Here is a 21,984-nt window from a genome sequence, read left to right on the forward strand (position 1 = left end):
GCGAGGCCGTCCGACGTGAGACGCAAGCCCGGGGCTGCGACCTCTTGTCACGGGTGGCTATTGTGGCGCAAAACCCGACCAAAACGAAAACGGGAGCCGTGTGGGCTCCCGTTTTTTCTTGCAAGTCAGCCTTGCTTAGGACGCAAGACTCAAGCCGGGAAGGCCGGCGGGTTGACGCCCGCGATTTCTTCCAGCACCCGGACGACCTGGCAGCTGTAGCCGAACTCGTTGTCGTACCAGACGTAGAGCACGACCCGGTTGTCGCTGACGATGGTGGCCCCGGCATCGACCACGCCCGCATGACGGGAGCCGACGAAGTCACTGGACACCACTTCCGGCGAATTCACGAAATCGATCTGCTTGTGCAGCGGCGAGTGCAGCGCCATGGTGCGCAGGTACTCGTTGATCTCGTCCTTGCTGGTAGCGTTCTCCAGGTTCAGGTTGAGGATCGCCATGGAGACGTTGGGCGTGGGTACGCGGATGGCGTTGCCGGTCAGCTTGCCGGCCAGTTCCGGCAAGGCCTTGGCCACGGCCTTGGCGGCGCCGGTCTCGGTGATCACCATGTTCAGCGCGGCGCTGCGGCCACGGCGATCGCCCTTGTGGAAGTTGTCGATCAGGTTCTGGTCGTTGGTGTACGAGTGCACGGTCTCGACATGGCCGTTGACGATGCCGTACTTGTCGTTGACCGCCTTGAGGATCGGCACGATGGCGTTGGTGGTGCAGGAGGCCGCAGTGACGATGGTGTCTTCGGCGGTGATGGTGTCATGGTTGATGCCATGCACGATGTTCTTCAGATTGCCCTTGCCCGGCGCGGTCAGCACCACGCGGGAAACACCCTTGCACTTGAGGTGCTGCCCCAGGCCTTCGGCATCGCGCCATTTGCCGGTATTGTCGACCACGATGGCATCCTGGATGCCGTACTGGGTGTAGTCGACGCTGGTGGGATCGTTGGAGTAGATCACCTTGATCAGGGTACCGTTGGCACACAGGGTGCTGTTGGCCTCGTCGACGGTGATGGTGCCGTCGAAGGAACCGTGCACGGAATCACGACGCAGCAGGCTGGCACGCTTGACCAGGTCGTTGTCGGCGCCCTTGCGGACGACGATGGCGCGCAGGCGCAGGCCATCGCCGCTACCCTGGTGCTCGATGAGAATGCGCGCCAGCAGGCGACCGATGCGACCAAAGCCGTACAGGACGACGTCGGTACCCTTGCGCTGCTCGACGCCCTGCTTGCCGACCACGGCGGACAGCTCGCTACGCAGGAAGTCCTTGAGGTCGCGACCGGCACCTTCGGCCTTGAATTTCAGGCTCAGGCGGGCCAAGTCGATGGAGGCGGCACCCAGTTCCAGCTCGCTCAGGGCCTTCACCAGCGGGAAGGTGTCCTGCACCGACAGCTCGACGTTGTCGATCTGGCGCGCGAAACGATGGGCCTTGAGAATGGAGATCACCGAACGGTTGACCAAACCGCGACCGTAAATGGAGGTCACAACATTGTTGTTACGGTACAGCTGACCAATCAGGGGAATCATGGCCTCGGCGAGCGCTTCGCGATCGATCCATTCTTCAAGGCACTGCTCAGGCTTCTGACTCACGACAAATCCTTCCCTATGTAGGAGCTGAAAAAAGGAACTACATTATGACCGCGCCGCCTCTCCCAGGCAATCAACGCGCGTCGCTGCACTGACAGCGTGAAAGGCCGGTCGTTACAATCCCAACCCTCCCGAAATCCACCGGAGTTCCGCCCGCGTGTCAGTTTTGCGTACCCCGTCAATTCCTGAAACCGCCGGCCGCCAGCAGTGGGGCAATCTGCCCGGCGCCGCGCTAGCCCTTGCCATCGCTGAAGCCGCCAAGGCCGCGACCCGCCGCTTTACCCTGCTGATCACCCAGGACAGTCAAACCGCCGACCGCCTAGAGCAGGAACTGCGCTTCTTCGCCCCTGAACTTCCGGTACTGAATTTTCCCGATTGGGAGACGCTGCCCTACGATGTCTTCTCGCCACACCAGGACATCATCTCCCAGCGCGTCGCTACCCTTTATCGCTTGCCGGAGCTGTCCCACGGCATTTTGGTAGTCCCTCTGGCGACCGCCCTACACCGCCTGGCGCCGACCCGTTTCCTGCTCGGCAGCAGCCTGGTGCTGGACGTCGGCCAGCGGCTGGACGTGGACGCCACCCGCGCGCGCCTGGAAGCGGCCGGCTATCGATATGTGGACACGGTTTACGAACACGGCGAGTTCACCGTGCGCGGCGCCCTGATCGACCTCTTTCCCATGGGCAGCAGCCTGCCCTACCGGATCGATCTGTTCGACGACGAGATCGAGACGCTGCGCACCTTCGATCCGGAGACGCAGCGTTCCATCGACAAGGTCGACAGCATCCGCCTGTTGCCCGCGCGGGAGTTCCCGCTGCACAAGGAAGCCGTGACCGGTTTCCGCGCGCGCTTTCGCGAGAGGTTCGACGTGGACTATCGCCGCTGCCCCATCTACCAGGATCTGGCCAGCGGCATCACCCCGGCGGGCATCGAGTACTATCTGCCGCTGTTCTTCGAGGAGACCTCCACCCTCTTCGACTACCTGCCGGCCAACACCCAGGTGTTCTCCCTGCCGGGCATCGAGCAGGCGGCCGAGCAATTCTGGACCGACGTCCGTGCCCGCTACGAGGACCGCCGGGTCGATCCGGAGCGGCCGCTGCTGCCACCGGCCGAGGTCTTCCTGCCGGTGGAAGACTGCTTCGCCCGGCTGAAGAACTGGCCACGGGTGGTGATAGGCGCGGAGGATCTGGAGTCCGGCGTGGGGCGCGAGCGCTTCAAGGCGCGGGCGCTGCCGGACCTGGCCATCGATGCCAAGGCCAGTCAGCCATTGGCGGCCCTGGAACACTTCATCACCGACTTCCCCGGTCGCGTGCTGTTCACCGCGGAAAGCGCCGGCCGCCGCGAGATGCTGCTGGAATTGCTGGCCCGCCTGAATCTGCGCCCCGGCCAGGTCGAGGGCTGGGCGGCCTTCCAGGCCAGTGGCGAGCGCATCGCCATCGCCTTGGCGCCGCTGGACGAAGGCCTGGTACTGGATGACGCCGGCGTCGCCCTGATCCCGGAAAATCCGCTGTTCGGCCAGCGCATCATGCAGCGCCGCCGGCGCGAGAAGGGCCGCGACGCCGGCGACAACGTCATCAAGAACCTCACCGAGCTGCGCGAAGGCGCGCCGGTGGTGCACATCGATCACGGCGTCGGCCGCTACATGGGCCTGATCACCCTGGAGCTGGATGAGCAGCCCCAGGAATTCCTGCTGCTCGAATACGCCGACGACGCCAAGCTCTATGTGCCAGTAGCCAACCTGCACCTGATCGCCCGCTACTCGGGCACCGACGACGCCCTGGCGCCGCTGCACAAGCTGGGCTCGGAAGCCTGGCAGAAGGCCAAACGCAAGGCCGCCGAGCAGGTCCGCGACGTCGCCGCCGAATTGCTCGACATCTATGCCCGCCGCGCCGCGCGCAAAGGCTATGCGTTCAAGGACCCGGCGGCGGACTACGCCACCTTCTCCGCCGGCTTCCCCTTCGAGGAGACGCCGGACCAGCAGGCCGCCATCGAGGCGGTGCACCGGGACATGTTGGCGGGCACACCCATGGATCGCCTGGTCTGCGGCGACGTGGGCTTCGGCAAAACCGAGGTAGCCATGCGCGCGGCCTTCATCGCCGTGCACGGTGGCCGCCAGGTGGCGGTGCTGGTCCCCACCACCCTCCTCGCCCAGCAGCACTACAACAGCTTCCGCGATCGCTTCGCCGACTGGCCGGTACGCGTCGAGGTGATGAGCCGCTTCAAGTCGACCCAGGAGGTCGCCGCCGCGGCGCGCGAGCTGGCCGAAGGCAAGATCGACATCATCATCGGCACCCATAAGCTGTTGCAGGGCGATGTGAAGTTCAAGGACCTGGGCCTGGCCATCATCGACGAGGAACACCGCTTCGGGGTGCGCCAGAAGGAACAGCTCAAATCGCTGCGCAGCGAGGTGGATATCCTCACCCTCACCGCCACGCCGATTCCGCGCACCCTGAACATGGCCGTGTCGGGCATGCGCGACCTGTCCATCATCGCCACGCCGCCCGCGCGGCGTCTGTCGGTGCGCACCTTCGTCATGGAGGAGCAGAATGCGGTGATCAAGGAAGCCCTGCTGCGCGAACTCTTGCGTGGCGGCCAGGTGTACTTCCTGCACAATGAGGTCAAGACCATCGAGAAGCGCGCCCGCGAGCTGGCGGAGCTGGTGCCCGAGGCCCGCATCGGCATCGGTCACGGGCAGATGCGCGAGCGCGATCTCGAACAGGTGATGAGCGACTTCTACCATAAGAGGTTCAACGTGCTGGTGGCCTCGACCATCATCGAGACCGGCATCGACGTGCCCAATGCCAACACCATCATCATCGAACGCGCCGACAAGTTCGGCCTGGCCCAGCTGCACCAGCTGCGCGGCCGCGTCGGCCGTAGTCACCACCAGGCCTATGCCTATCTGCTCACCCCGCCGCGCAAGGGCATGACGCCGGACGCCGAGAAGCGCCTGGAAGCCATCGCCGGTGCCCAGGACCTGGGGGCCGGCTTCATCCTGGCCACCCACGACCTGGAAATCCGCGGTGCCGGTGAACTGCTCGGCGAAGGCCAGAGCGGCCAGATCCAGGCAGTCGGCTTCACCCTCTACATGGAAATGCTGGAGCGCGCGGTCAAGGCCATCCGCAAGGGCGAGCAGCCCAACCTGGAGCAACCCCTGGGTGGTGGGCCGGACATCAATCTACGCGTCCCTGCGCTGATCCCAGAAGACTACCTGCCCGACGTCCATGCGCGACTGATCCTCTACAAGCGCATCGCCTCGGCGGCGGACGAGGAAGCCCTCAAGGAATTGCAGGTGGAGATGATCGACCGCTTCGGCCTGCTACCGGAGCCGACCAAGAACCTGGTGCGGCTGACGCTGCTCAAGCTGCGCGCGGAAGGCCTGGGCATCGTCAAGGTGGATGCCGGCCCCCAGGGTGGGCGATTGGAATTCGCCGCCGATACCCAGGTAGACCCGCTGGTGCTGGTGAAGATGATCCAGGCGCAGCCGAAGAAGTACCGACTGGAAGGCGCGACCCTGTTCAAGTTCCAGGTGCCGATGGAACGCGCCGAGGAACGCTTCAACGTGCTGGAAGCCCTGTTCGATCGCCTGACGCCGGCCGCCAGCTGAAGCCCACGCCGCTCCCGAGATCCGCTCGGGAGCGGCGCAGGAGCCGATCAATCAGCTATCAACACCTCGGCCAGCACTTGGCGCACCTGGTCGATACCGCTGGCCAGGACGGCCTCGATCTCGGCCATGGTGATCTCGCGCTGCACCTTGCCGGCCGCTGGATTCACTACTAGCGCCAGGCAGGCATAAGGCAGGCCCAGCTCGCGGGCGAGGGCCGCTTCCGGCATCCCGGTCATGCCGACGATGTCGCAGCCATCGCGCTCCAGGCGGACGATCTCCCCGGCCGTCTCCAGCCGCGGCCCCTGGGTGGCGGCATAGACGCCATGGTCGCTGTGCGGCAGCTGCAGCTTGCGCAAGGCGCCGAGCAGTCGTTGCCGCAGGGGCTCGTCATAAGGAAAGCTGAAATCGATATGGGTGACATGCTCGAGGTCCGCCCCTTCGAAGAAGGTATGGCCGCGACCCCAGGTGTAGTCCACCAGTTGATGGGGCACGCACAGGTGACCGCTGCCCATGGCGGCGTGGATGCCACCCACGGCGTTCACCGCGAGGATGGCCTCGGCCCCGGCTTCCTTTAGTGCCCAAAGGTTGGCTCGGTAGTTCACCTGATGCGGCGGCAGACGATGGGGATGGCCATGGCGGGCCAGGAACAGCACCGGGCGCCCGGCATAATGGCCGCGCTGCACCGGCGCCGAGGGTTCGCCCCAGGGGGTGTCAAAGGTCTGGGCCTGATCCAGCTCCAGACCGGCGAGTGCGGTGAGACCGGTGCCGCCGATGATGGCGTAGGTAGTCATGGGAATGTCCTTAGAGCCTGTTCAAAGGCTCGCGAGCTAGAGACAAACAAGGCGAAAATGCCTGAGGAAGAGGATCGGACTCGCGCTCGAGTTTACGTGTGGTAAATGAGCATTTCGACGGGGCTGGCCTTCCAGGGCATTTTTAACGCGGTTTGGCCGACGCGCAGCAGGCTTTGAATAGACTCTTAGATGAGTTCAGCTTGGCGCAACCGCTGCAGGGCAAGACTCCACTGCGGTTGCTGCCGGTAATCGAGATCCACGTGGCGCCGGGCCCTCATGCTGGCCAGCCGTGGCGCGGGCGCGACGCCCAGCTGCTGGACCCGGGTCAGAGCCAGCTCGGCCGCGGCGCGGTCATTGCAGACCAGTCCCATGTCGCAGCCGGCGGTGAGCGCCGCCTCGACACGCTGACCGGCATCGCCAGCGACGTGGGCGCCGGCCATCGACAGGTCATCGCTGAAGATGACACCCTGGTAACCCAGCTCGCCGCGCAGGATGTCCTGCAGCCAACGCCGGGAGAAACCGGCCGGCTGGGCATCCACCGCCGGGTAGATGACATGGGCGGGCATGACCCCGCCCAGCGTGGGCAGCAGCGACAGGAACGGGCGCAGGTCGGTGCGCTGCAGGGTGTCTAGATCGCGTTCGTCGGTAGGAATGGCGTAGTGGGAATCGGCTTCGGCCCAGCCATGTCCGGGGAAGTGCTTGCCGGTGGCCGCCATGCCGGCCTCGTTCATGCCGGCGATGAAGGCGCCGCCCAGCTCGATCACCTGCTCGGCGCTGCCGAAAGAGCGCGCCCCTATGACCTGGCTGCGTTTATGGTCGACGTCCAGCACCGGGGCGAAACTGAAATCCAGTCCTACCGCCAGGATCTCGGTCGCCATCAACCAGCCGCAAAGCCGAGCCAGCTCGACGCTGTCTGCGCGTCCGGCCAACTGTCCCATGGCCGGCAGGCGCACCACGTCGCGCCGCAGGCGCTGGACACGACCGCCCTCCTGATCCACTGCCAGCAGCAGCTCCGGCCGCACCGCGCGAATCGCCCGGCACAGTTCGCGGACCTGTCCCGGGGTTTCGATGTTGCGGGCGAACAGGATCAGTCCACCCACCTCAGGCTGGCGCAACAACTGCCGATCCTCGGCAGTGAGCCAGGTGCCAGCGATATCGACCATCAGGGAGCCTTGCATGGGTACCTCGTCCGAATGCTCCGGCGCACGGCGCCGTGAAAGGGACGCAAGCTTACCCCAGCCACCCTCGCCCCCGCAGCCTAGTAGGTCTCGGCCGCCTCGACGGGAGTCGAGCGCCGTGGCCGATACTGGGCCTGGGCCAGCTCAGGCTCGTGCATCGCAGTGGGCGCGCGCATGCCGGTGGCGAGGAAGGGCACCATCAGCCGCAGCACTTGCTCGGTATGGGTATCGACGCCGAAATCGTTCTCGCCGATGGCCCGCAGCGCCTTGATGCCGGACATGCTGAACACCGCCGCGCCGAGCATGAAGTGGGCACGCCAGAACAGCTCCAGCGGCGGGATCTCGGGTACCGCTTGATTCATCAGCAATAGGAAACGACGGAAGGCGCGGCCATAGTTCTGCTCGAGATACTTGCGCAAATGGCCCTGGCTCTGGCTGAACGCCAGGCCCAGCAGCCGCATGAACACCGAGAGATCGTTGCCATGCCGCGGCTTGATGGCGATCGAGTGGTCGACCAGCAGATTCAGCAGCGTCTCCAGACTCATCTGCTCGCCATTCTGCGGCTGCCACTGATCCAGATCTCGATCCAGATTGAAGAAGAAGGGATCGAGGAAGCGCGAGAACACCGCCTGGATCAGCGCCTTCTTGGAGCCAAAGTGGTAATTGACGGCCGCCAGGTTCACCCCGGCCCGCGTGGTGATGAGCCGCAACGAGGTTTCGGCGAACCCACGCTCGGCGAACAGCTGCTCGGCCGCATCCAGAATGCGCTCTACGGTATCCGACTGCGCCATGACCTTCCTCGATAGACGATTGCTGTTTGAAACATATGTTTCAAACGCTATCCGCGTCAATCGCGCTCCTGCAGATGAGGTGAAAGAGTGGCAAGCCGAGCGGGCTCCATCGGTCGAATGAACTGGGCAGTGGTGGATGGAACCCATCATCCGCTACCGGTCGCGACAGCCTTGCCTGCCACCCAAAGTTACTGTATATAATCACAGCATCATTAGACGACGCGACGTGCATCATGCTGAAACTGACACCGCGACAAGCCGAGATCCTGGCCTTCATCAAGCGTTGCCTAGAAGCCAATGGCTTTCCGCCCACCCGCGCCGAGATCGCGCAGGAGCTTGGTTTCAAATCGCCGAACGCGGCCGAGGAGCATTTGAAGGCCCTGGCGCGCAAGGGCGCTATCGAGATGACGCCGGGCGCTTCCCGGGGCATCCGCATTCCGGGCCTGGATACCACGCGCAAGGCCGACGAAAGCCTGCCGGTCATCGGGCGGGTCGCCGCAGGCGCGCCCATCCTGGCGGAGCAGAACGTCGAGGAGAACTGCGCCATCAATCCGGCCTTCTTCCAGCCCCGTGCCGACTACCTGCTCAAGGTAAAGGGCATGAGCATGAAGGACGTCGGTATCCTCGATGGCGACCTCCTGGCCGTGCACGTGACTCGCGAGGTACACAACGGCCAGATCGTCGTGGCCCGGGTTGGCGATGAAGTCACCGTCAAGAGATTCAAGCGTTCGGGCAACCAGGTCACCCTGCTGGCCGAGAACCCCGAGTTCGCCCCTATCGAGGTCGATCTTTCCAGCCAGGAATTCGCCATCGAAGGGTTAAGCGTCGGCGTCATCCGCCGCTAACCTCTAGGGCTGACCACGTCAGCCCTCGCTACCAACACACACTAACGCCGAAGTCTTGATCGGGGGGATAGGTTCGCGCTCCAGAAGGCGCTCAAGACCAGGCCGGAGAACAGTGACGTCCCGTATCGGTTACGGACGTCGAGTGGATTGATCGAGTCGCCTCCAGGAGGTCACCATGCAATTTCCCCTGATGTTCGATGCACCGCGCTCGTCCGTTCAAGAGCTGGATCTGGCACCCACGGTCCTGCTGCAGGAACTGACCGCCTTGCTACCCAAGCCCGGCAAGCCTGCGCGGGAGCTGCCGGTCGCGCCGCTGCCGGATACCTTCAGCGAGATGTCCCTGCATGGCAGCCAGGAGCAGTGCCTACAGCTGCTGGCCCCTATCCTGCGGCAACTCAGCGAGAAGGACGATGCCCGCTGGCTGACCCTGGTTACTCCGCCTTCACTACTGAGCAATGCCTGGCTGCGTAGTACCCATCTGAACAAGGAGCGAGTGCTACTGCTACAGACACCGAGTTCCGCCAAGACCCTGCAACTGGCCTGCGAGGTGCTGCGCAAGGGGCAGAGTCATACGGTGATCAGTTGGCTGCACGACCTGAGCGATGCCGGCAAGCAGCAACTGGCACGGGCGGCAGCGCAAGGCAATAGCCAGAGTCTGAATGTCAGATTCGCGTGATAGGGCGCGGGTGGGACGAAGAGTAGCGACGGCATTCCAGGACAGAATGCCGGACTTTCAGAGTATCAGTGCAGGACGCGCGGTTGATCGTCGCGCTGGAGGCTATCGCCTTCGGCCAGTCGGCCAGCCATCTGCACGCCCAGGTTGAACATGGCCTTGGCCACTTCTATCTGCTGTCCGTGCAGGAAATCCTTGGCATCGTTGGAAAACTCCAGGGTGACCAGGGCTTCCTCATCGTCCGCGCGGCGCAACACGATGCGACCATCGGAGAGTTCAACGATTTCCAGGTAGGCAGTAGTCATTCAGTATCTCCACAGCTAAGCGGATAGTGTAACAGCGTGGGGTCTGAGAGGCTGACTTGCCTTGACCTTTTTCGACGGTCTGCAAGGCTGTCTTCCCTGACGGCCATTCAACGACTGCTTCGGGGTCGCTCGCGCTACCACTCCGTCATGGCACCGCGAAATCTGAGTGCCGTCTGTTTGAGGCTTTCCCGCCAGGCTTCCACCTCTTCGAGGCTCAACTCCGGCTCCGCGGGTTCCAGGCTCACCGCTTCGATCAGCGGCAGCGTCGGGTCCTGCTTGGGCCGCCGCGGCGCCTGGGGCGGCTGCAGCAGACGCTGGTACTCGGCGATCAGTCGCGCCAGCCAGGTCTCCGAATTACCGGCCAGTTCGACCAGCTCGCCCATTTCCGGGCTCGGTGCCTCATCCAGGGCGGCGGGCGCGAGCAGCACCGCCAGCGAGGTGGCCTCCATGGTGGGGTGTCGGTAGAAACCCGCCACCTCCTGGCAGAGACCGAGCAGCGCGCCATGCAGGTGGAACAGGCAGGCTTCGCGTTCGGCCATGATGCGCCCCTGGCTTTGCGCCGAGGGCGCGGCCAGGGCTGAGCGCCAGCTGTCCAGCGCCAGGCCGGCGAAGTAGAGCTTCTGGTTGGTCCGGGTGTAACGCTCGTTAGCCATGCCCTTCTCCTGCGACCGGCGCACCGGTCGGCTTGTCTCCCGCTAGCGCCGATCAGGCCCTAGCGCTTTTCTTCCACCTGCCACTTCTTGCCGTCGTAGAAGGCCTTCCAGCCAGTGGGCTTGCCCTCGACCTCGGTCTGCACGTACTGCTCCTTGGTCTTGCGGCTGAAGCGGATCACTGCCGGGCGACCTTCGGCGTCTTTCACCGGAGCACTGAGCAGATAATGGTACTTGGGATCGATCTCGTCGCGATGGGGCAGCAATTCGCTGACCAACGGCGCCCGGGTCTCGCGATTCTTCGGGAAACCGCTGGCGGCCAGGAACAGCCCCGAGGCGCCGTCGCGCAGCACATAGGTGTCGTCGACCTTCTCGCAGCGCAGCTCCGGCATCGGCACGGCATCCATCTTCGGCGGGGCCGGCTCGCCGTTCTTAAGCAGCTTGCGGGTGTTCTTGCAGGCCGGATTGGTACAGCCGAAGAACTTGCCGAAGCGACCGGTCTTGAGCTGCATCTCGCTGCCGCACTTGTCGCATTCCAGCGAGGGGCCTTCGTAGCCCTTGATGCGATAGCTGCCCTCTTCGATCTCGTAACCCGGGCAGTCCGGGTTGTTGCCACAGACGTGCAGCTTGCGGTGCTCGTCGATCAGGTAGGCGTCCATCGCCGTGCTGCAGATGGGGCAGCGATGCTTGCCACGCAGCACCAGGGATTCCGACTCGCCCTCGTCGTCCTCGGCGATCTCGTCGCCCGGGACCAGGTTGATGGTGGCCTTGCAGCGCTCCTTGGGCGGCAGGGCATAGCCCGAGCAACCGAGGAAGACGCCGGTGGAGGCGGTACGGATCATCATCGGCCGGCCGCAAACCTGGCAGGGAATGTCGGTCAGGGTCGGCTGGTTGGCTCTCATGCCCTTCTCGCCGGCCTCGGCGGTCTCCAGCTTCTGCTTGAAGTCGCCATAGAACTCGTCAAGCAGGTTCTTCCAGTCACGCTCGCCCTGGGCAACGTAGTCCAGGTTGCCTTCCATGCTGGCGGTGAAGCCGAAGTCCATCAGGTTGGCAAAGCTTTCGTTGAGTCTATCGGTGACGATGTCGCCCATCTTCTCGGCATAGAAACGGCGATTGTGCACCGTCACGTAGCCGCGATCCTGGATGGTGGAGATGATGGCGGCATAGGTGGACGGCCGACCGATGCCGCGCTTCTCCAGCTCCTTGACCAGGCTGGCTTCCGAGAAGCGCGCCGGCGGCTTGGTGAAGTGCTGGCTGGGGTCGAGTTTGATCAGGCCGAGGTCTTCACCCTGCTTCATCTCGGGCAGGACGTCGTCGTCGCCCGGCTTGCTCTGCTGCGGCAGCACGCGGGTGTAGCCATCGAACTTGAGGATGCGGCCACGGGCACGCAGCTCGAAATCACCGGCCACGGCGGTCACCGTGGTGGACAGGTATTCGGCCGGCGGCATCTGGCAGGCCAGGAACTGGCGCCAGATCAGCTCGTACAGGCGCTCGGCGTCTCGCTCCATGCCCGACAGGCTGTTGGGCTTGACGTTGACGTCGGAGGGACGGATGGCCTCGTGCGCTTCCTGGGCGCCTTCACGGCTGCCGTAGACGTTGGCCTTCTCCGGCAGGTATTTCTTGCCGAACTCGCTCTCGATGTAACCCCGGGCCATGGCGATGGCATCACCCGAGAGGTTGGTCGAGTCGGTACGCATATAGGTGATGTAGCCAGCCTCGTAGAGACGCTGGGCCATCATCATGGTCTTCTTCACCCCGAAGCCCAGGCGATTGCTCGCCGCCTGCTGCAGGGTGGAGGTGATGAATGGTGCCGAGGGCTTGCTGCTGGTCGGCTTGTCTTCGCGCTTGGCGATGCGATAGCCGGCCTTTTCCAGCTTGGCCAGGGCCGCCTTGGCCTGGGCTTCGTTCAGCGGCTTGAAGGCTTCGCCCTTCTCGCGCACCACCTCGAAGCGCACCTGGTCCTTCTTCGGCGTGGCCAGGTCGGCGTGGATTTCCCAGTACTCTTCGGGAACGAAGGCGCGGATCTCGCGCTCACGCTCCACCACCAGCTTGACCGCCACCGACTGCACCCGGCCGGCGGACAGGCCACGGGCGATCTTCGCCCACAGCAGCGGCGAGACCATGTAGCCGACCACACGGTCGAGGAAGCGGCGCGCCTGCTGGGCGTTGACGCGATTGATGTCCAGCTCGCCGGGCTGGGAGAAGGCCTCCTGGATGGCCTTCTTGGTGATTTCGTTGAAGACCACGCGCTTGTAGCGCGAGTCATCGCCACCGATGGCCTCGCGCAGGTGCCAGGCGATGGCTTCCCCTTCGCGGTCCAAGTCGGTTGCGAGATAGACGGTGTCGGCGTCCTTGGCCAGGCGGCGCAGTTCCTCGATCACCTTTTCCTTGCCGGGCAGGATCTCGTAGTGCGCCTTCCAGCCGTGCTCGGGGTCGACGCCCATGCGGGCGAACAGCTGGCGCCGGGCCTTTTCCTTGGGTGACAGCGCAGGCGCCTCGGCGGCGGTCTTGCGCGTCTTGGCGGCGGGCTCCTTGGCGGTGCCGGCGCCGCTGGTGGGAAGGTCGCGGATATGACCGATGCTCGACTTCACCACGTACTGGTTGCCCAGATACTTGTTGATGGTCTTGGCCTTGGCCGGGGATTCCACGATGACCAGCGATTTACCCATGGGAGAGTCAGATTCCTGCTTGAAAGCGATGAGCGAGCGAAAGGCGAGCGCCATGACGGCGGATGGAGGACCAGCACGTCTTCGTCTGGTGCGCCGGGGGCGGTCGGCCAACGCGGCACCGCTATATATAGTGGCGATATCGGCGAGGTCAAGGCTGGGGCGTGGCATCCAGCCCCAAGGGATCGGCCTCGACGCTGATCAGCGAGAAGCGCGGCACCTGCTCGCCGTCCACCTGGACGCTCTCGCGAAACATGCTCAAAGGCCGGGCCCAGAGACCGAATTCGCCGTACAGCGCCTGATAGATGACCAGCTCTTCCTCGGTCTCCGAATGCAGGGCCACGCCCAGTACCCGATACTGCTGACCTTTGTAGTGCCGGTAGAGTCCCGTCTGCAATGCCATGTTCCACCTCGAAAAAAGAAAACCGGGGCAGCCCTGGGGGCGCCCCGGTCGGATGACGCACGCCGCGGATCAGCGCAGGCGTTCGAACACCGTGGTGATGCCCTGGCCGAGACCCACGCACATGGTGGCCAAGCCGAAGGTGCCGTCATTCTGTTTCATGACATTTAACAGCGTGCCTGAAATCCGGGCGCCAGAGCAACCGAAGGGGTGACCCAGGGCGATGGCACCGCCGTGCAGATTGACCTTCTCGTCCATCTTGTCGAGCACCTTGAGGTCCTTGAGCACCGGCAGGGCCTGGGCGGCGAAGGCTTCGTTGAGCTCGATGAAGTCGATGTCGGCGATGGTCAGGCCGGCGCGCTTGAGGGCCTTCTGCGATGCCGGTACCGGACCGTAGCCCATGATCGCCGGGTCGACGCCGGCCACGGCCATGGAGCGGATCTTGGCCAGCGGCTGCAAGCCCAGGTCCTGGGCGCGCTGAGCGGACATGACCAGCATGCAGGAGGCGCCGTCGGTGATCTGCGAGGAGGTACCAGCGGTCACGGTGCCGCCCTTGGGATTGAAGGCCGGCTTCAGCGCGGCCAGGCCCTCGACGGTGGTTTCCGGGCGAATGGTCTCGTCGAAATCGAAGACCTTGAGGAAGCCGTTCTCGTCATGACCTTCCAGGGGGATGATCTCGTCCTTGAACTTGCCTTCCTGGGTGGCCTTCCAGGCCAGCTGGTGCGAGCGATAGCCGAACTGGTCCTGGGCCTCGCGGGTGATGCCGTGCATCTTGCCCAGCATCTCGGCGGTCAGGCCCATCATGCCGGAGGCCTTGGCGGCGTGCAGCGACAGCTGGGGATTGGGATCGACACCGTGCATCATGCCGACGTGACCCATGTGCTCCACCCCGCCGACGACGAAGACGTCACCGTTGCCGGTCTGGATCGCCTGGGCGGCGGTATGCAGGGCGCTCATGGAGGAACCGCACAGGCGGCTCACCGTCTGGGCACCGCTGGTATGGGGGATACGGGTCAGCAGCGACGCCATGCGGGCGATGTTCCAGCCCTGCTCCAGGGTCTGGTTGACGCAGCCCCAGATCACGTCTTCCACCTCGGCCGGATTGACCTGGGGATTGCGGTCGAGGACCGCGTCGATCAGCCGCGCGGAGAGGGTCTCGGCGCGGGTGTTGCGGTGCATGCCGCCCTTGGAACGGCCCATGGGCGTGCGGGCGAAGTCGACGATGACGACGTCTCTCGGATTAAGGCTCATCTTGTTCTGGCTCCTGGCTCAACCGAAGAAGCGTTGGCCGGCGGCGGCCATTTCGCGGAGTTTGGGGGTCGGGTGGTACAGCGGCCCGAGATCGGCGTACTTGTCGGCCATGGCGACGAATTCGGCCACGCCGAGGCTGTCGATGTAGCGCAGCGCACCACCGCGGAAGGGTGGGAAGCCGATGCCATAGATCAGTCCCATGTCGGCCTCGGCGGCGCTTTCGACGATGCCGTCTTCCAGGCAGCGCACGGCCTCCAGGCACAGCGGCACCATCATCCGCTCGACGATCTCTTCATCGGTGAATTCACGCTGTTCGTAGGTGACCGGTGCCAGCACCTCGGCCACGGCCGGATCGGCGACCTTCTTCGGCTTGCCCTTCTTGTCGGTCTCGTAGACATAGAAGCCCTTGCCGTTCTTCTGGCCGAAGCGCTGGGCTTCGTAGAGAGCGTCCACCGCGGTCTTGCGGCTTTCCTTCATGCGCTCGGGGAAACCCTCGGCCATGACGTCGCGGGCATGGTGGGCGGTGTCCATGCCGACCACATCCATCAGGTAGGCCGGGCCCATGGGCCAGCCGAACTTCTCCATCAGCCGGTCGACGCGCTGGAAATCGGCGCCCTGGGCCAGCAGCGCGGCGAAGCCGCCGAAGTAGGGGAAGAGGATGCGGTTGACCAGGAAGCCGGGGCAGTCGTTGACCACGATGGGGTTCTTGCCCATCTGCCGGGCATAGGCCACGGTGGTGGCGATGGCCTTCTCGCTGGTCTTTTCGCCGCGGATCACCTCGACCAGGGGCATCATGTGCACCGGGTTGAAGAAGTGCATGCCGCAGAAGTTTTCCGGGCGCTTGAGCGCCTGGGCCAGCAGGCTGATGGAGATGGTCGAGGTATTGGAGGTGAGGATGGCGTCTTCGCGCACCTGGCCTTCGACTTCGGCCAGCACGGCCTGCTTGACCTTGGGATTCTCCACCACGGCCTCGACCACCAGGTCGACGCTCTTGAAGTCGCCATAGGACAGGGTCGGGCGAATGCGGTTGAGCGCCTCGGCCATCTTCACCGGCTCCAGACGGCCTTTCTCGACACGCTTGTTGAGCAGCTTGCTGGCTTCGCTCAGGCCCAGTTCCAGGGCTTCGTCGCGAATGTCCTTCATCAGGATCGGGGTACCCTTGAGCGCGGACTGGTAGGCGATGCCGCCGCCCATGATGCCGGCACCCAGGACGCTGGCCAGCTTGACCGGCGCGGCCTGCTTCTCCAGCGCCTTGGCCTTGCGCTTGAGCGCCTGGTCGTTGAGGAACAGGCCGACCAAGCTAGCGGAGACCGAGGTCTGGGCCATCTTGGCGAAGCCGGCGCCTTCCACTTCCAGAGCCTTGTCGCGGCCGTAGTTGGCGGACTTCTGGATGGCCTTGATGGCTTCCAGCGGCGCCGGGTAGTGCGGACCGGCTTGGCTGGCGACGAAACCCTTGGCCGATTCGAAGGCCATCATGGCTTCGATGGCGTTGAGCTGCAGTTTCTCCAGCTTGGGCTTGCGCTTGGCGCGGTAATCCAGTTCGCCGGCGGCGGCGCGGCGGACCAGGTCCAGCGCGGCGTCGAACAGGTGCTCGGGAGCCACCACGGCATCAGCCACCCCGACCCTGAGGGCGGTGGCGGCGTCGTTTTCCTTGCCGGAGGCGATCCACTCGATGGCGTTGTCGCTGCCGATCAGGCGCGGCAGGCGCACGGTGCCCCCCCAGCCCGGATAGATGCCCAGCTTGACTTCCGGCAGGCCGATGCGCGCGGCGGTGCTCAGCACCCGGTAGTCGGCGGCCAGGCTCATCTCGCAGCCGCCGCCCAGGGCGATGCCACCCACGGCGGCCACGGTGGGTACCGGCAGGTCTTCGAAGTCGTTGAAGATGCGGTTGATCTCGGCGATGCCAGCCTGCAGCTCTTCGGTCGGCCGGCTGAACATCTCGACGAATTCGGTGATGTCGGCGCCGACGATGAAGACGTCCTTGCCGCTGGTGACGATGACGCCGCGCAGGCCGGCGTGGGCTTTCAGGGCATCCACGGCCTGGCGGAATTCGCGCAGGGTGATGGCGCTGAACTTGTTGACCGATTCGCCTTGGAGGTCGAAGCGAAGTTCGGCGATGCCGTCCTCCACGTCGCGCACCGAAAGGGCTTTGCCTTCGAAAATCATCAGCGGGTCTCCCTTGAGTCCTGGTCGCGAGGCGGGCGGCGGCTTGAGTGGAAGCCGAGGATCGCCAGCCCCGATATTGTTCTGTGGAGGGCACCGGCCGGGCCGGGGCGAAAATTCATACAACCGTTTGAACGGCTCGCACAACCTTCTGGCAAAAGCGGGCGCTTGTCAATTGGGACGCAGGGGGAAAGCGCGACCGGGGGTTCCAACGGCCAGCGCTTGAGCTTGTCGCGCTTCTGTGCAAGATAGCCGTGGAGCTATCCCCGACTCCTGGAGTCGAAACTACAAGTGGGCGAGCGTCTGCCTGAACAGTTGAGCGCAAGCCGGTGCTATTCAGTCAGCGCCTGAAGCCTGCGAATCGAGCGTCAGCCACGGTACGGCCTGGCGCCCCATCATGAAGGAGAGATGTGTATGGCCTACCAACACATATTGGTCGCAGTCGACCTGACCGACGATTGCCAGCCGGTGATCCGCCGTGCGGTTGCCCTGGGTCAGTGCTGCGGGAGCAAGGTGTCGCTGGTGCACGTGGTCGAGCCCATGGCCATGGCCTTTGGCGGTGACGTGCCCATGGACCTGTCGTCGCTGCAGCAGCAGCAGATCGAACAGGCCCGCGAGCGGCTGGACGGTTTCACCACCCAGTATGCGGAGCTGGCCGGCAACTGCGTGCTGGCCTACGGCCAACCGCGACAGGAAATCCACCGTATGGCCAAGGAACAGGGCTGCGACCTCATCGTGGTCGGCAGCCATGGTCGTCACGGCCTGGCGCTGCTGCTGGGCTCGACGTCCAACGACCTGCTGCACGGCGCGCCCTGCGACACCCTGGCGGTGGCCCTGAAGAAAGACAAAGCCTGACCTCGCAGCCGGGCTGGCTTACTCCAGCTCGGCCCAGCGCTCGATGAGGCGATCCAGCTCGGCCTGCAGCTCATCCATGCGGGCCAGCTTGGCGCGGGTGACCTCGGCCGGCAGCTGATAGAAATCCGGCGCGGCGATGGCGGTCTGCAGGGCTTCCAGCTCGATTTCCGCGGTTTCGATGGCGGCCGGCATGGCGTCGAGTTCGCGCTGCTCCTTGTAGCTGAGCTTGCGCTTGGCCGGTGCCGCCGCCGCAGCCACGGGCGCCGCGACCGGGGCGGGTTCGACCTTGGCGGCCGGCGCTGTCGGCTTGTCTTCACGGGTCTGCACACCGAGCAGGCGCGGCGAGCCGCCCTGGCGCAGCCAGTCCTGGTAGCCACCGACGTATTCACGCACCTGCCCTTCCCCTTCGAACACCAGGGTGCTGGTCACCACGTTGTCGAGGAAAGCCCGGTCGTGGCTGACCATCAGCACCGTGCCCTCGAAACTCAGCAGCACCTCTTCGAGCAGCTCCAGGGTCTCGACGTCGAGGTCGTTAGTGGGTTCGTCCAGCACCAGCAGGTTGGCCGGCTTGCTGAACAGCTTGGCCAGCAGCAACCGGGCGCGCTCGCCGCCGGACAGCGCCTTGACCGGGGTACGGGCACGCTGGGGGCTGAACAGGAAGTCGCCGAGGTAGCTCAGCACATGGCGATCCTGGCCATTGATGGTGATGAATTCCCGGCCTTCGGCGAGGTTGTCGATCACCGTCTTCTCCGGCTCCAGTTGCAGGCGCAATTGGTCGAAATAGGCGATCTCCAGCTTGGTGCCGTACTGGATGGTGCCGGTGGTGGGTTGCAGATCGCCCAGCAGCAGCTTGAGCAGGGTGGTCTTGCCGGAGCCGTTGGGGCCGAGCAGGCCGATGCGGTCACCGCGCTGGATCAGCAGGGTCAGGTCGCGGATCAGCGGCTCACCACCGGGATGGGCATAGCTCATGTGCTCGGCGAGGATCACCTGCTTGCCGGATTTGTCCGCGGTTTCCAACGTGAGGTTGGCCTTGCCCTGGCGTTCACGCCGATCGCTGCGCTCGTTGCGCATGGCCTTGAGGGCACGGACGCGGCCTTCGTTACGGGTCCGCCGGGCCTTGATGCCCTGGCGGATCCACACCTCTTCCTGGGCCAGGCGCTTGTCGAACAGGGCGTTGGCGGTCTCTTCCGCCGCCAGCTGCTGCTCCTTGTGCACCAGGAAGCTGGCGTAGTCGCCCTGCCAGTCGATCAGGTTGCCGCGATCCAGTTCGAGGATGCGGGTGGCAAGGGCCTGCAGGAAGGCGCGGTCGTGGGTGATGAACAGCACGGCACCGGGATAACCGCGCAGGGCGTCTTCCAGCCAGGCGATGGCGCCGATGTCCAGGTGGTTGGTGGGTTCGTCGAGCAACAGCAGATCGGGCTCGGCCACCAGCGCCTGGGCCAGCAGCACGCGGCGGCGCCAGCCGCCGGAGAGTTCGGCCAGGGTCTTCTCGGCTGGCAGTTGGAGCCGGCTCAGGGTGCTTTCCACCAGTTGCTGCAGGCGCCAGCCATCGCGGGCTTCCAGCTCCTGCTGGACGTGCATTAGCCGCTCCATGTCCAGTTCGCCGCTGGTGGCCTGGGTCAGGTGATGGTACTCGGCGAGCAACTCGCCGACGCCGGCCAGGCCCGCGGCCACCACGTCGAACACCGAGCGGTCGTCGGCGCGCGGCAATTCCTGCGGCAGTTCGCCGATCTTCAGCGCCGGGGCGCGCCAGACTTCGCCGTCGTCGGCCTGCTGCTCGCCCTTGACGATGCGCAGCAGGCTGGATTTGCCGGTGCCGTTGCGGCCGATGATGCATACCCGCTCGCCCCGTTCGATCTGCCAGGACACCCCGTCCAGCAAGGGGGTGACGCCAAAGGCCAGGGATACGTTGGTGAACTTGAGCAGCGCCATGGGTTTCTCCGCGAAAAATGGCGACCAGTCTAGCAGAGACGACCACCCACCCGGCGTTCGCCGCCGGCCGGCGAAACATCCACGCCGCCCGACGGCAGGCCATGTCCGCCGCTTTCGCCGGCTGCCGCCGACACGTAAGCTAGACTGCCCCGTGACGGCCGACGCCTCGCTTCCCAGCGTGCCCCGGTCCCTCCGCATCCAGCTTTTACGGAATCCTCATGCGCGGTCGCCTGCTCTGTCTCCTGCCCCTGCTGCTCGCTCCCCTGATCGCCTCCACCACCTCGCAGGCCGCTCCCCTGGAGCAGCAGCGGCAACTCTACGACCAGGCCAAGGCGGCGCTGGACAAGGGTGACGCCAGTTTCTACCTGGCCCATCGCGGCGAATTGCGCACCTATCCGCTGGAGCCCTATCTGGCCTATGACGAGCTGATCAAGCGCGTCCCCGGCGCCAGCGACGCCGAGATCGAGACCTTTCTCGCCGAGCACGGTGACCTGCCGCAGTCCAACTGGCTGCGCCTGCGCTGGCTGCGCAGCCTGGCCGACCGCGGCGACTGGACGCGCTTCGAAAAATACTATTCGCCCGACTACAACTTCACCGAGCTGGATTGCCTGCACGGCCAGTACCTGATCGCCCAGGGCAATGCCAGCGAGGGCTTCAAGCTGGCGGAAAAGCTCTGGTTGGCGGGCAAGCCCCAACCGACCACCTGCGACGGCCTGTTCCAGGCCTGGGCGGCCCGTGGGCAGCTCACCGAGGAGCGGGTGTGGGAACGCGCCAAGCGCGCCGCCGACAAGGGCGAGTACGGCCTGGTGCGCGCCCTGATGCCGCAGTTGCCCACCCTCGCCAGCCAGGCCCAGCGCCTGATCGAGGTGGCGCAGAAGCCGCAGCTGATCACCAATGTCCAGGCCTTCGCCCCGGCCAGCGAAAGCCTCGCCGACGTGGTCGGCCTGGGCCTGCGCAAGCTGGCGCGCCAGGACCCGGAGCAGGCCATGCCCTTGCTCGAGATCTACAGCCAGCGCATGCCCTTCACCCGCGACGAGAAGGTCGCCATCGCCCGGCAGATCGGCCTGACCCTGGCGAAGAATTTCGATCCGCGTGCCCTGCCGCTGATGGAGCGCTACGATCCCGAACTGCGCGACGACGATGTCAGCGAATGGCGCGCCCGGCTGCTGCTGCGCCTGGGTCGCTGGAGCGATGCCCATGCGCTGATCGAGCGCTTTCCGCCGAGTCTGGCCAAGGCCAACCGCTGGGAATACTGGCGCGCCCGCACCCTGGAACTGATGCAGCCGCAGAGCCCCACGGCGTTGCACGAATACGCCGAGGTCAGTCGCGAGCGTGACTACTACGGCTTCCTCGCCGCCGACCGCAGCAAGGCGCCCTACCAGCTCAACAACCGGCCGCTGGTGCTGAGCGAGGCACTCAAGCGCAAGGTACGCAACACCCCCGGCGTACAGCGCGCCCTGGAATTCATCGCCCGCGGCGAGCCGATCAATGCCCGCCGCGAGTGGTTCTACGTCAGCCGGCATTTCAACCGCGACGAGTTGGTCGCCCAGGCGCGCCTGGCCTATGACATGCAGTGGTACTTCCCGGCGATCCGCACCATCAGCCTGGCCAAGTACTGGGATGACCTGGACGTGCGCTTCCCCATCGCCTACCGCGAAAGCTTCCTGCGCGAGGCCCAGACCCGCGGCCTGCACAGCAGCTGGGTGTTCGCCATCACCCGCCAGGAAAGCGGCTTCATGGCCGATGCGCGTTCCGGGGTGGGGGCCATGGGTTTGATGCAGCTGATGCCGGCCACCGCCAGCCATACCGCCAGCAAGTTCGCCATCCCCCTGGCTTCGCCGCAACAGGCGCTGGCCCCGGAGAAGAACATCGAGCTGGGTACCGCCTACCTGTCCATGGTCAACGCCCAGTTCAACGGCAATCGGGTGCTGGCCTCGGCGGCCTACAACGCCGGGCCCGCGCGGGTGAAGCGCTGGCTGACCGGTGCGCGCCACCTGGCCTTCGATGTCTGGGTGGAGACCATTCCCTTCGACGAAACGCGGCAATACGTGCAGAACGTGCTGGCCTATGCGGTGATCTACGGCCAGAAGCTCAATGCGCCGCAGCCGCTGGTGGAGTGGAACGAGCGTTTCTTCGACGAGACCTGAGCGCCTGCCGGCCGATGCCGGCGCGCCGCAGCGGATTCGAACGCCGGGTCGAGTCCGCTGCGCCAGAGCCGGCGATTCCCTGCGGAGCCGCGCCCCAGAGCGCCTCGACCTCGGCGCCCGGCTTCCCGCCGCTAAGCAGCG

General features: G+C 65.1%; 17 protein-coding genes. 6 read left to right on the forward strand and 11 right to left on the reverse strand.

The window, feature by feature from the left end:
- Window positions 1-149 precede the first annotated feature (149 nt).
- A complete protein-coding gene (locus CCZ28_RS10160) occupies window positions 150-1,592 on the reverse strand; it encodes a glyceraldehyde-3-phosphate dehydrogenase (RefSeq protein ID WP_140217737.1) in 1,443 nt (480 codons plus the stop codon).
- Window positions 1,593-1,746: 154 nt separating this feature from the next.
- On the opposite strand from CCZ28_RS10160, the gene mfd reads away from it, so the two are divergent.
- Complete coding sequence (gene mfd, locus CCZ28_RS10165; protein ID WP_140217739.1) at window positions 1,747-5,196, forward strand: transcription-repair coupling factor; 3,450 nt, start codon at window positions 1,747-1,749, stop codon at window positions 5,194-5,196.
- Window positions 5,197-5,243: 47 nt separating this feature from the next.
- Here mfd and CCZ28_RS10170 read toward each other — a convergent pair whose 3' ends face one another.
- The 3 genes from CCZ28_RS10170 to CCZ28_RS10180 all read right to left on the reverse strand — a co-directional run bounded on the left by CCZ28_RS10170 (window position 5,244) and on the right by CCZ28_RS10180 (window position 7,956).
- A complete protein-coding gene (locus CCZ28_RS10170) occupies window positions 5,244-5,987 on the reverse strand; it encodes an S-methyl-5'-thioinosine phosphorylase (RefSeq protein WP_140217741.1) in 744 nt (247 codons plus the stop codon).
- Between the two features lie 185 nt (window positions 5,988-6,172).
- Complete coding sequence (gene nagZ / locus CCZ28_RS10175) at window positions 6,173-7,165, reverse strand: beta-N-acetylhexosaminidase (RefSeq protein ID WP_140217743.1); 993 nt, start codon at window positions 7,163-7,165, stop codon at window positions 6,173-6,175.
- An 80-nt stretch (window positions 7,166-7,245) separates the two neighbouring features.
- Window positions 7,246-7,956, reverse strand: coding sequence for a TetR/AcrR family transcriptional regulator (locus CCZ28_RS10180; RefSeq protein WP_140217745.1), 711 nt, complete (start codon window positions 7,954-7,956; stop codon window positions 7,246-7,248).
- On the opposite strand from CCZ28_RS10180, the gene CCZ28_RS24830 reads away from it, so the two are divergent.
- From CCZ28_RS24830 to sulA, 3 genes are all read left to right on the forward strand, one after another.
- Window positions 7,955-8,077: a hypothetical protein gene (locus tag CCZ28_RS24830; protein ID WP_276613590.1), complete on the forward strand. Its 123-nt coding sequence runs from the start codon at window positions 7,955-7,957 to the stop codon at window positions 8,075-8,077. The two genes, CCZ28_RS10180 and CCZ28_RS24830, sit on opposite strands and share 2 nt — an antisense overlap.
- A 112-nt stretch (window positions 8,078-8,189) precedes the next feature.
- On the forward strand, window positions 8,190-8,801 hold the full coding sequence (gene lexA / locus CCZ28_RS10185; protein WP_058759960.1) for a transcriptional repressor LexA: 612 nt from the start codon (window positions 8,190-8,192) through the stop codon (window positions 8,799-8,801).
- 175 nt (window positions 8,802-8,976) lie between these two features.
- Window positions 8,977-9,477 (forward strand): SOS-induced cell division inhibitor SulA, encoded by a 501-nt coding sequence (gene sulA / locus CCZ28_RS10190; RefSeq protein WP_140217747.1) that lies wholly within the window; start codon window positions 8,977-8,979, stop codon window positions 9,475-9,477.
- A 65-nt stretch (window positions 9,478-9,542) separates the two neighbouring features.
- Here the strand turns inward: sulA and CCZ28_RS10195 are convergent, their stop codons facing one another.
- The 6 genes from CCZ28_RS10195 to fadB form a co-directional block, all read right to left on the reverse strand.
- Window positions 9,543-9,779 (reverse strand): hypothetical protein, encoded by a 237-nt coding sequence (locus CCZ28_RS10195; protein ID WP_058766680.1) that lies wholly within the window; start codon window positions 9,777-9,779, stop codon window positions 9,543-9,545.
- A 134-nt stretch (window positions 9,780-9,913) separates the two neighbouring features.
- On the reverse strand, window positions 9,914-10,432 hold the full coding sequence (locus CCZ28_RS10200; RefSeq protein WP_140217749.1) for a DUF6586 family protein: 519 nt from the start codon (window positions 10,430-10,432) through the stop codon (window positions 9,914-9,916).
- Window positions 10,433-10,491: 59 nt separating this feature from the next.
- Window positions 10,492-13,098 (reverse strand): type I DNA topoisomerase, encoded by a 2,607-nt coding sequence (gene topA / locus CCZ28_RS10205; RefSeq protein WP_140217751.1) that lies wholly within the window; start codon window positions 13,096-13,098, stop codon window positions 10,492-10,494.
- 148 nt (window positions 13,099-13,246) lie between these two features.
- On the reverse strand, window positions 13,247-13,498 hold the full coding sequence (locus CCZ28_RS10210) for a DUF1653 domain-containing protein (protein WP_205894658.1): 252 nt from the start codon (window positions 13,496-13,498) through the stop codon (window positions 13,247-13,249).
- Window positions 13,499-13,567: 69 nt separating this feature from the next.
- Window positions 13,568-14,746: an acetyl-CoA C-acyltransferase FadA gene (gene fadA / locus CCZ28_RS10215; protein WP_058766676.1), complete on the reverse strand. Its 1,179-nt coding sequence runs from the start codon at window positions 14,744-14,746 to the stop codon at window positions 13,568-13,570.
- An 18-nt stretch (window positions 14,747-14,764) separates the two neighbouring features.
- Window positions 14,765-16,912 carry a fatty acid oxidation complex subunit alpha FadB gene (gene fadB / locus CCZ28_RS10220; RefSeq protein ID WP_140217753.1) on the reverse strand — a complete coding sequence of 716 codons (2,148 nt, stop codon included), beginning with the start codon at window positions 16,910-16,912 and terminating at the stop codon, window positions 14,765-14,767.
- A gap of 411 nt (window positions 16,913-17,323) precedes the next feature.
- Here fadB and CCZ28_RS10225 point away from each other — a divergent pair, with 411 nt between their 5' ends.
- Window positions 17,324-17,764, forward strand: a complete 441-nt coding sequence (locus tag CCZ28_RS10225) for a universal stress protein (protein WP_058759953.1) — start codon at window positions 17,324-17,326, stop codon at window positions 17,762-17,764.
- 18 nt (window positions 17,765-17,782) lie between these two features.
- On the opposite strand, the gene CCZ28_RS10230 is transcribed toward CCZ28_RS10225, so the two are convergent.
- Window positions 17,783-19,696 (reverse strand): ATP-binding cassette domain-containing protein, encoded by a 1,914-nt coding sequence (locus CCZ28_RS10230; RefSeq protein WP_140217755.1) that lies wholly within the window; start codon window positions 19,694-19,696, stop codon window positions 17,783-17,785.
- Window positions 19,697-19,914: 218 nt separating this feature from the next.
- On the opposite strand from CCZ28_RS10230, the gene CCZ28_RS10235 reads away from it, so the two are divergent.
- Window positions 19,915-21,843, forward strand: coding sequence for a transglycosylase SLT domain-containing protein (locus CCZ28_RS10235; protein ID WP_140217757.1), 1,929 nt, complete (start codon window positions 19,915-19,917; stop codon window positions 21,841-21,843).
- Window positions 21,844-21,984: the final 141 nt, after the last annotated feature.

Source organism: Pseudomonas oryzihabitans (assembly GCF_006384975.1).
Lineage (GTDB): Bacteria > Pseudomonadota > Gammaproteobacteria > Pseudomonadales > Pseudomonadaceae > Chryseomonas > Chryseomonas psychrotolerans_B.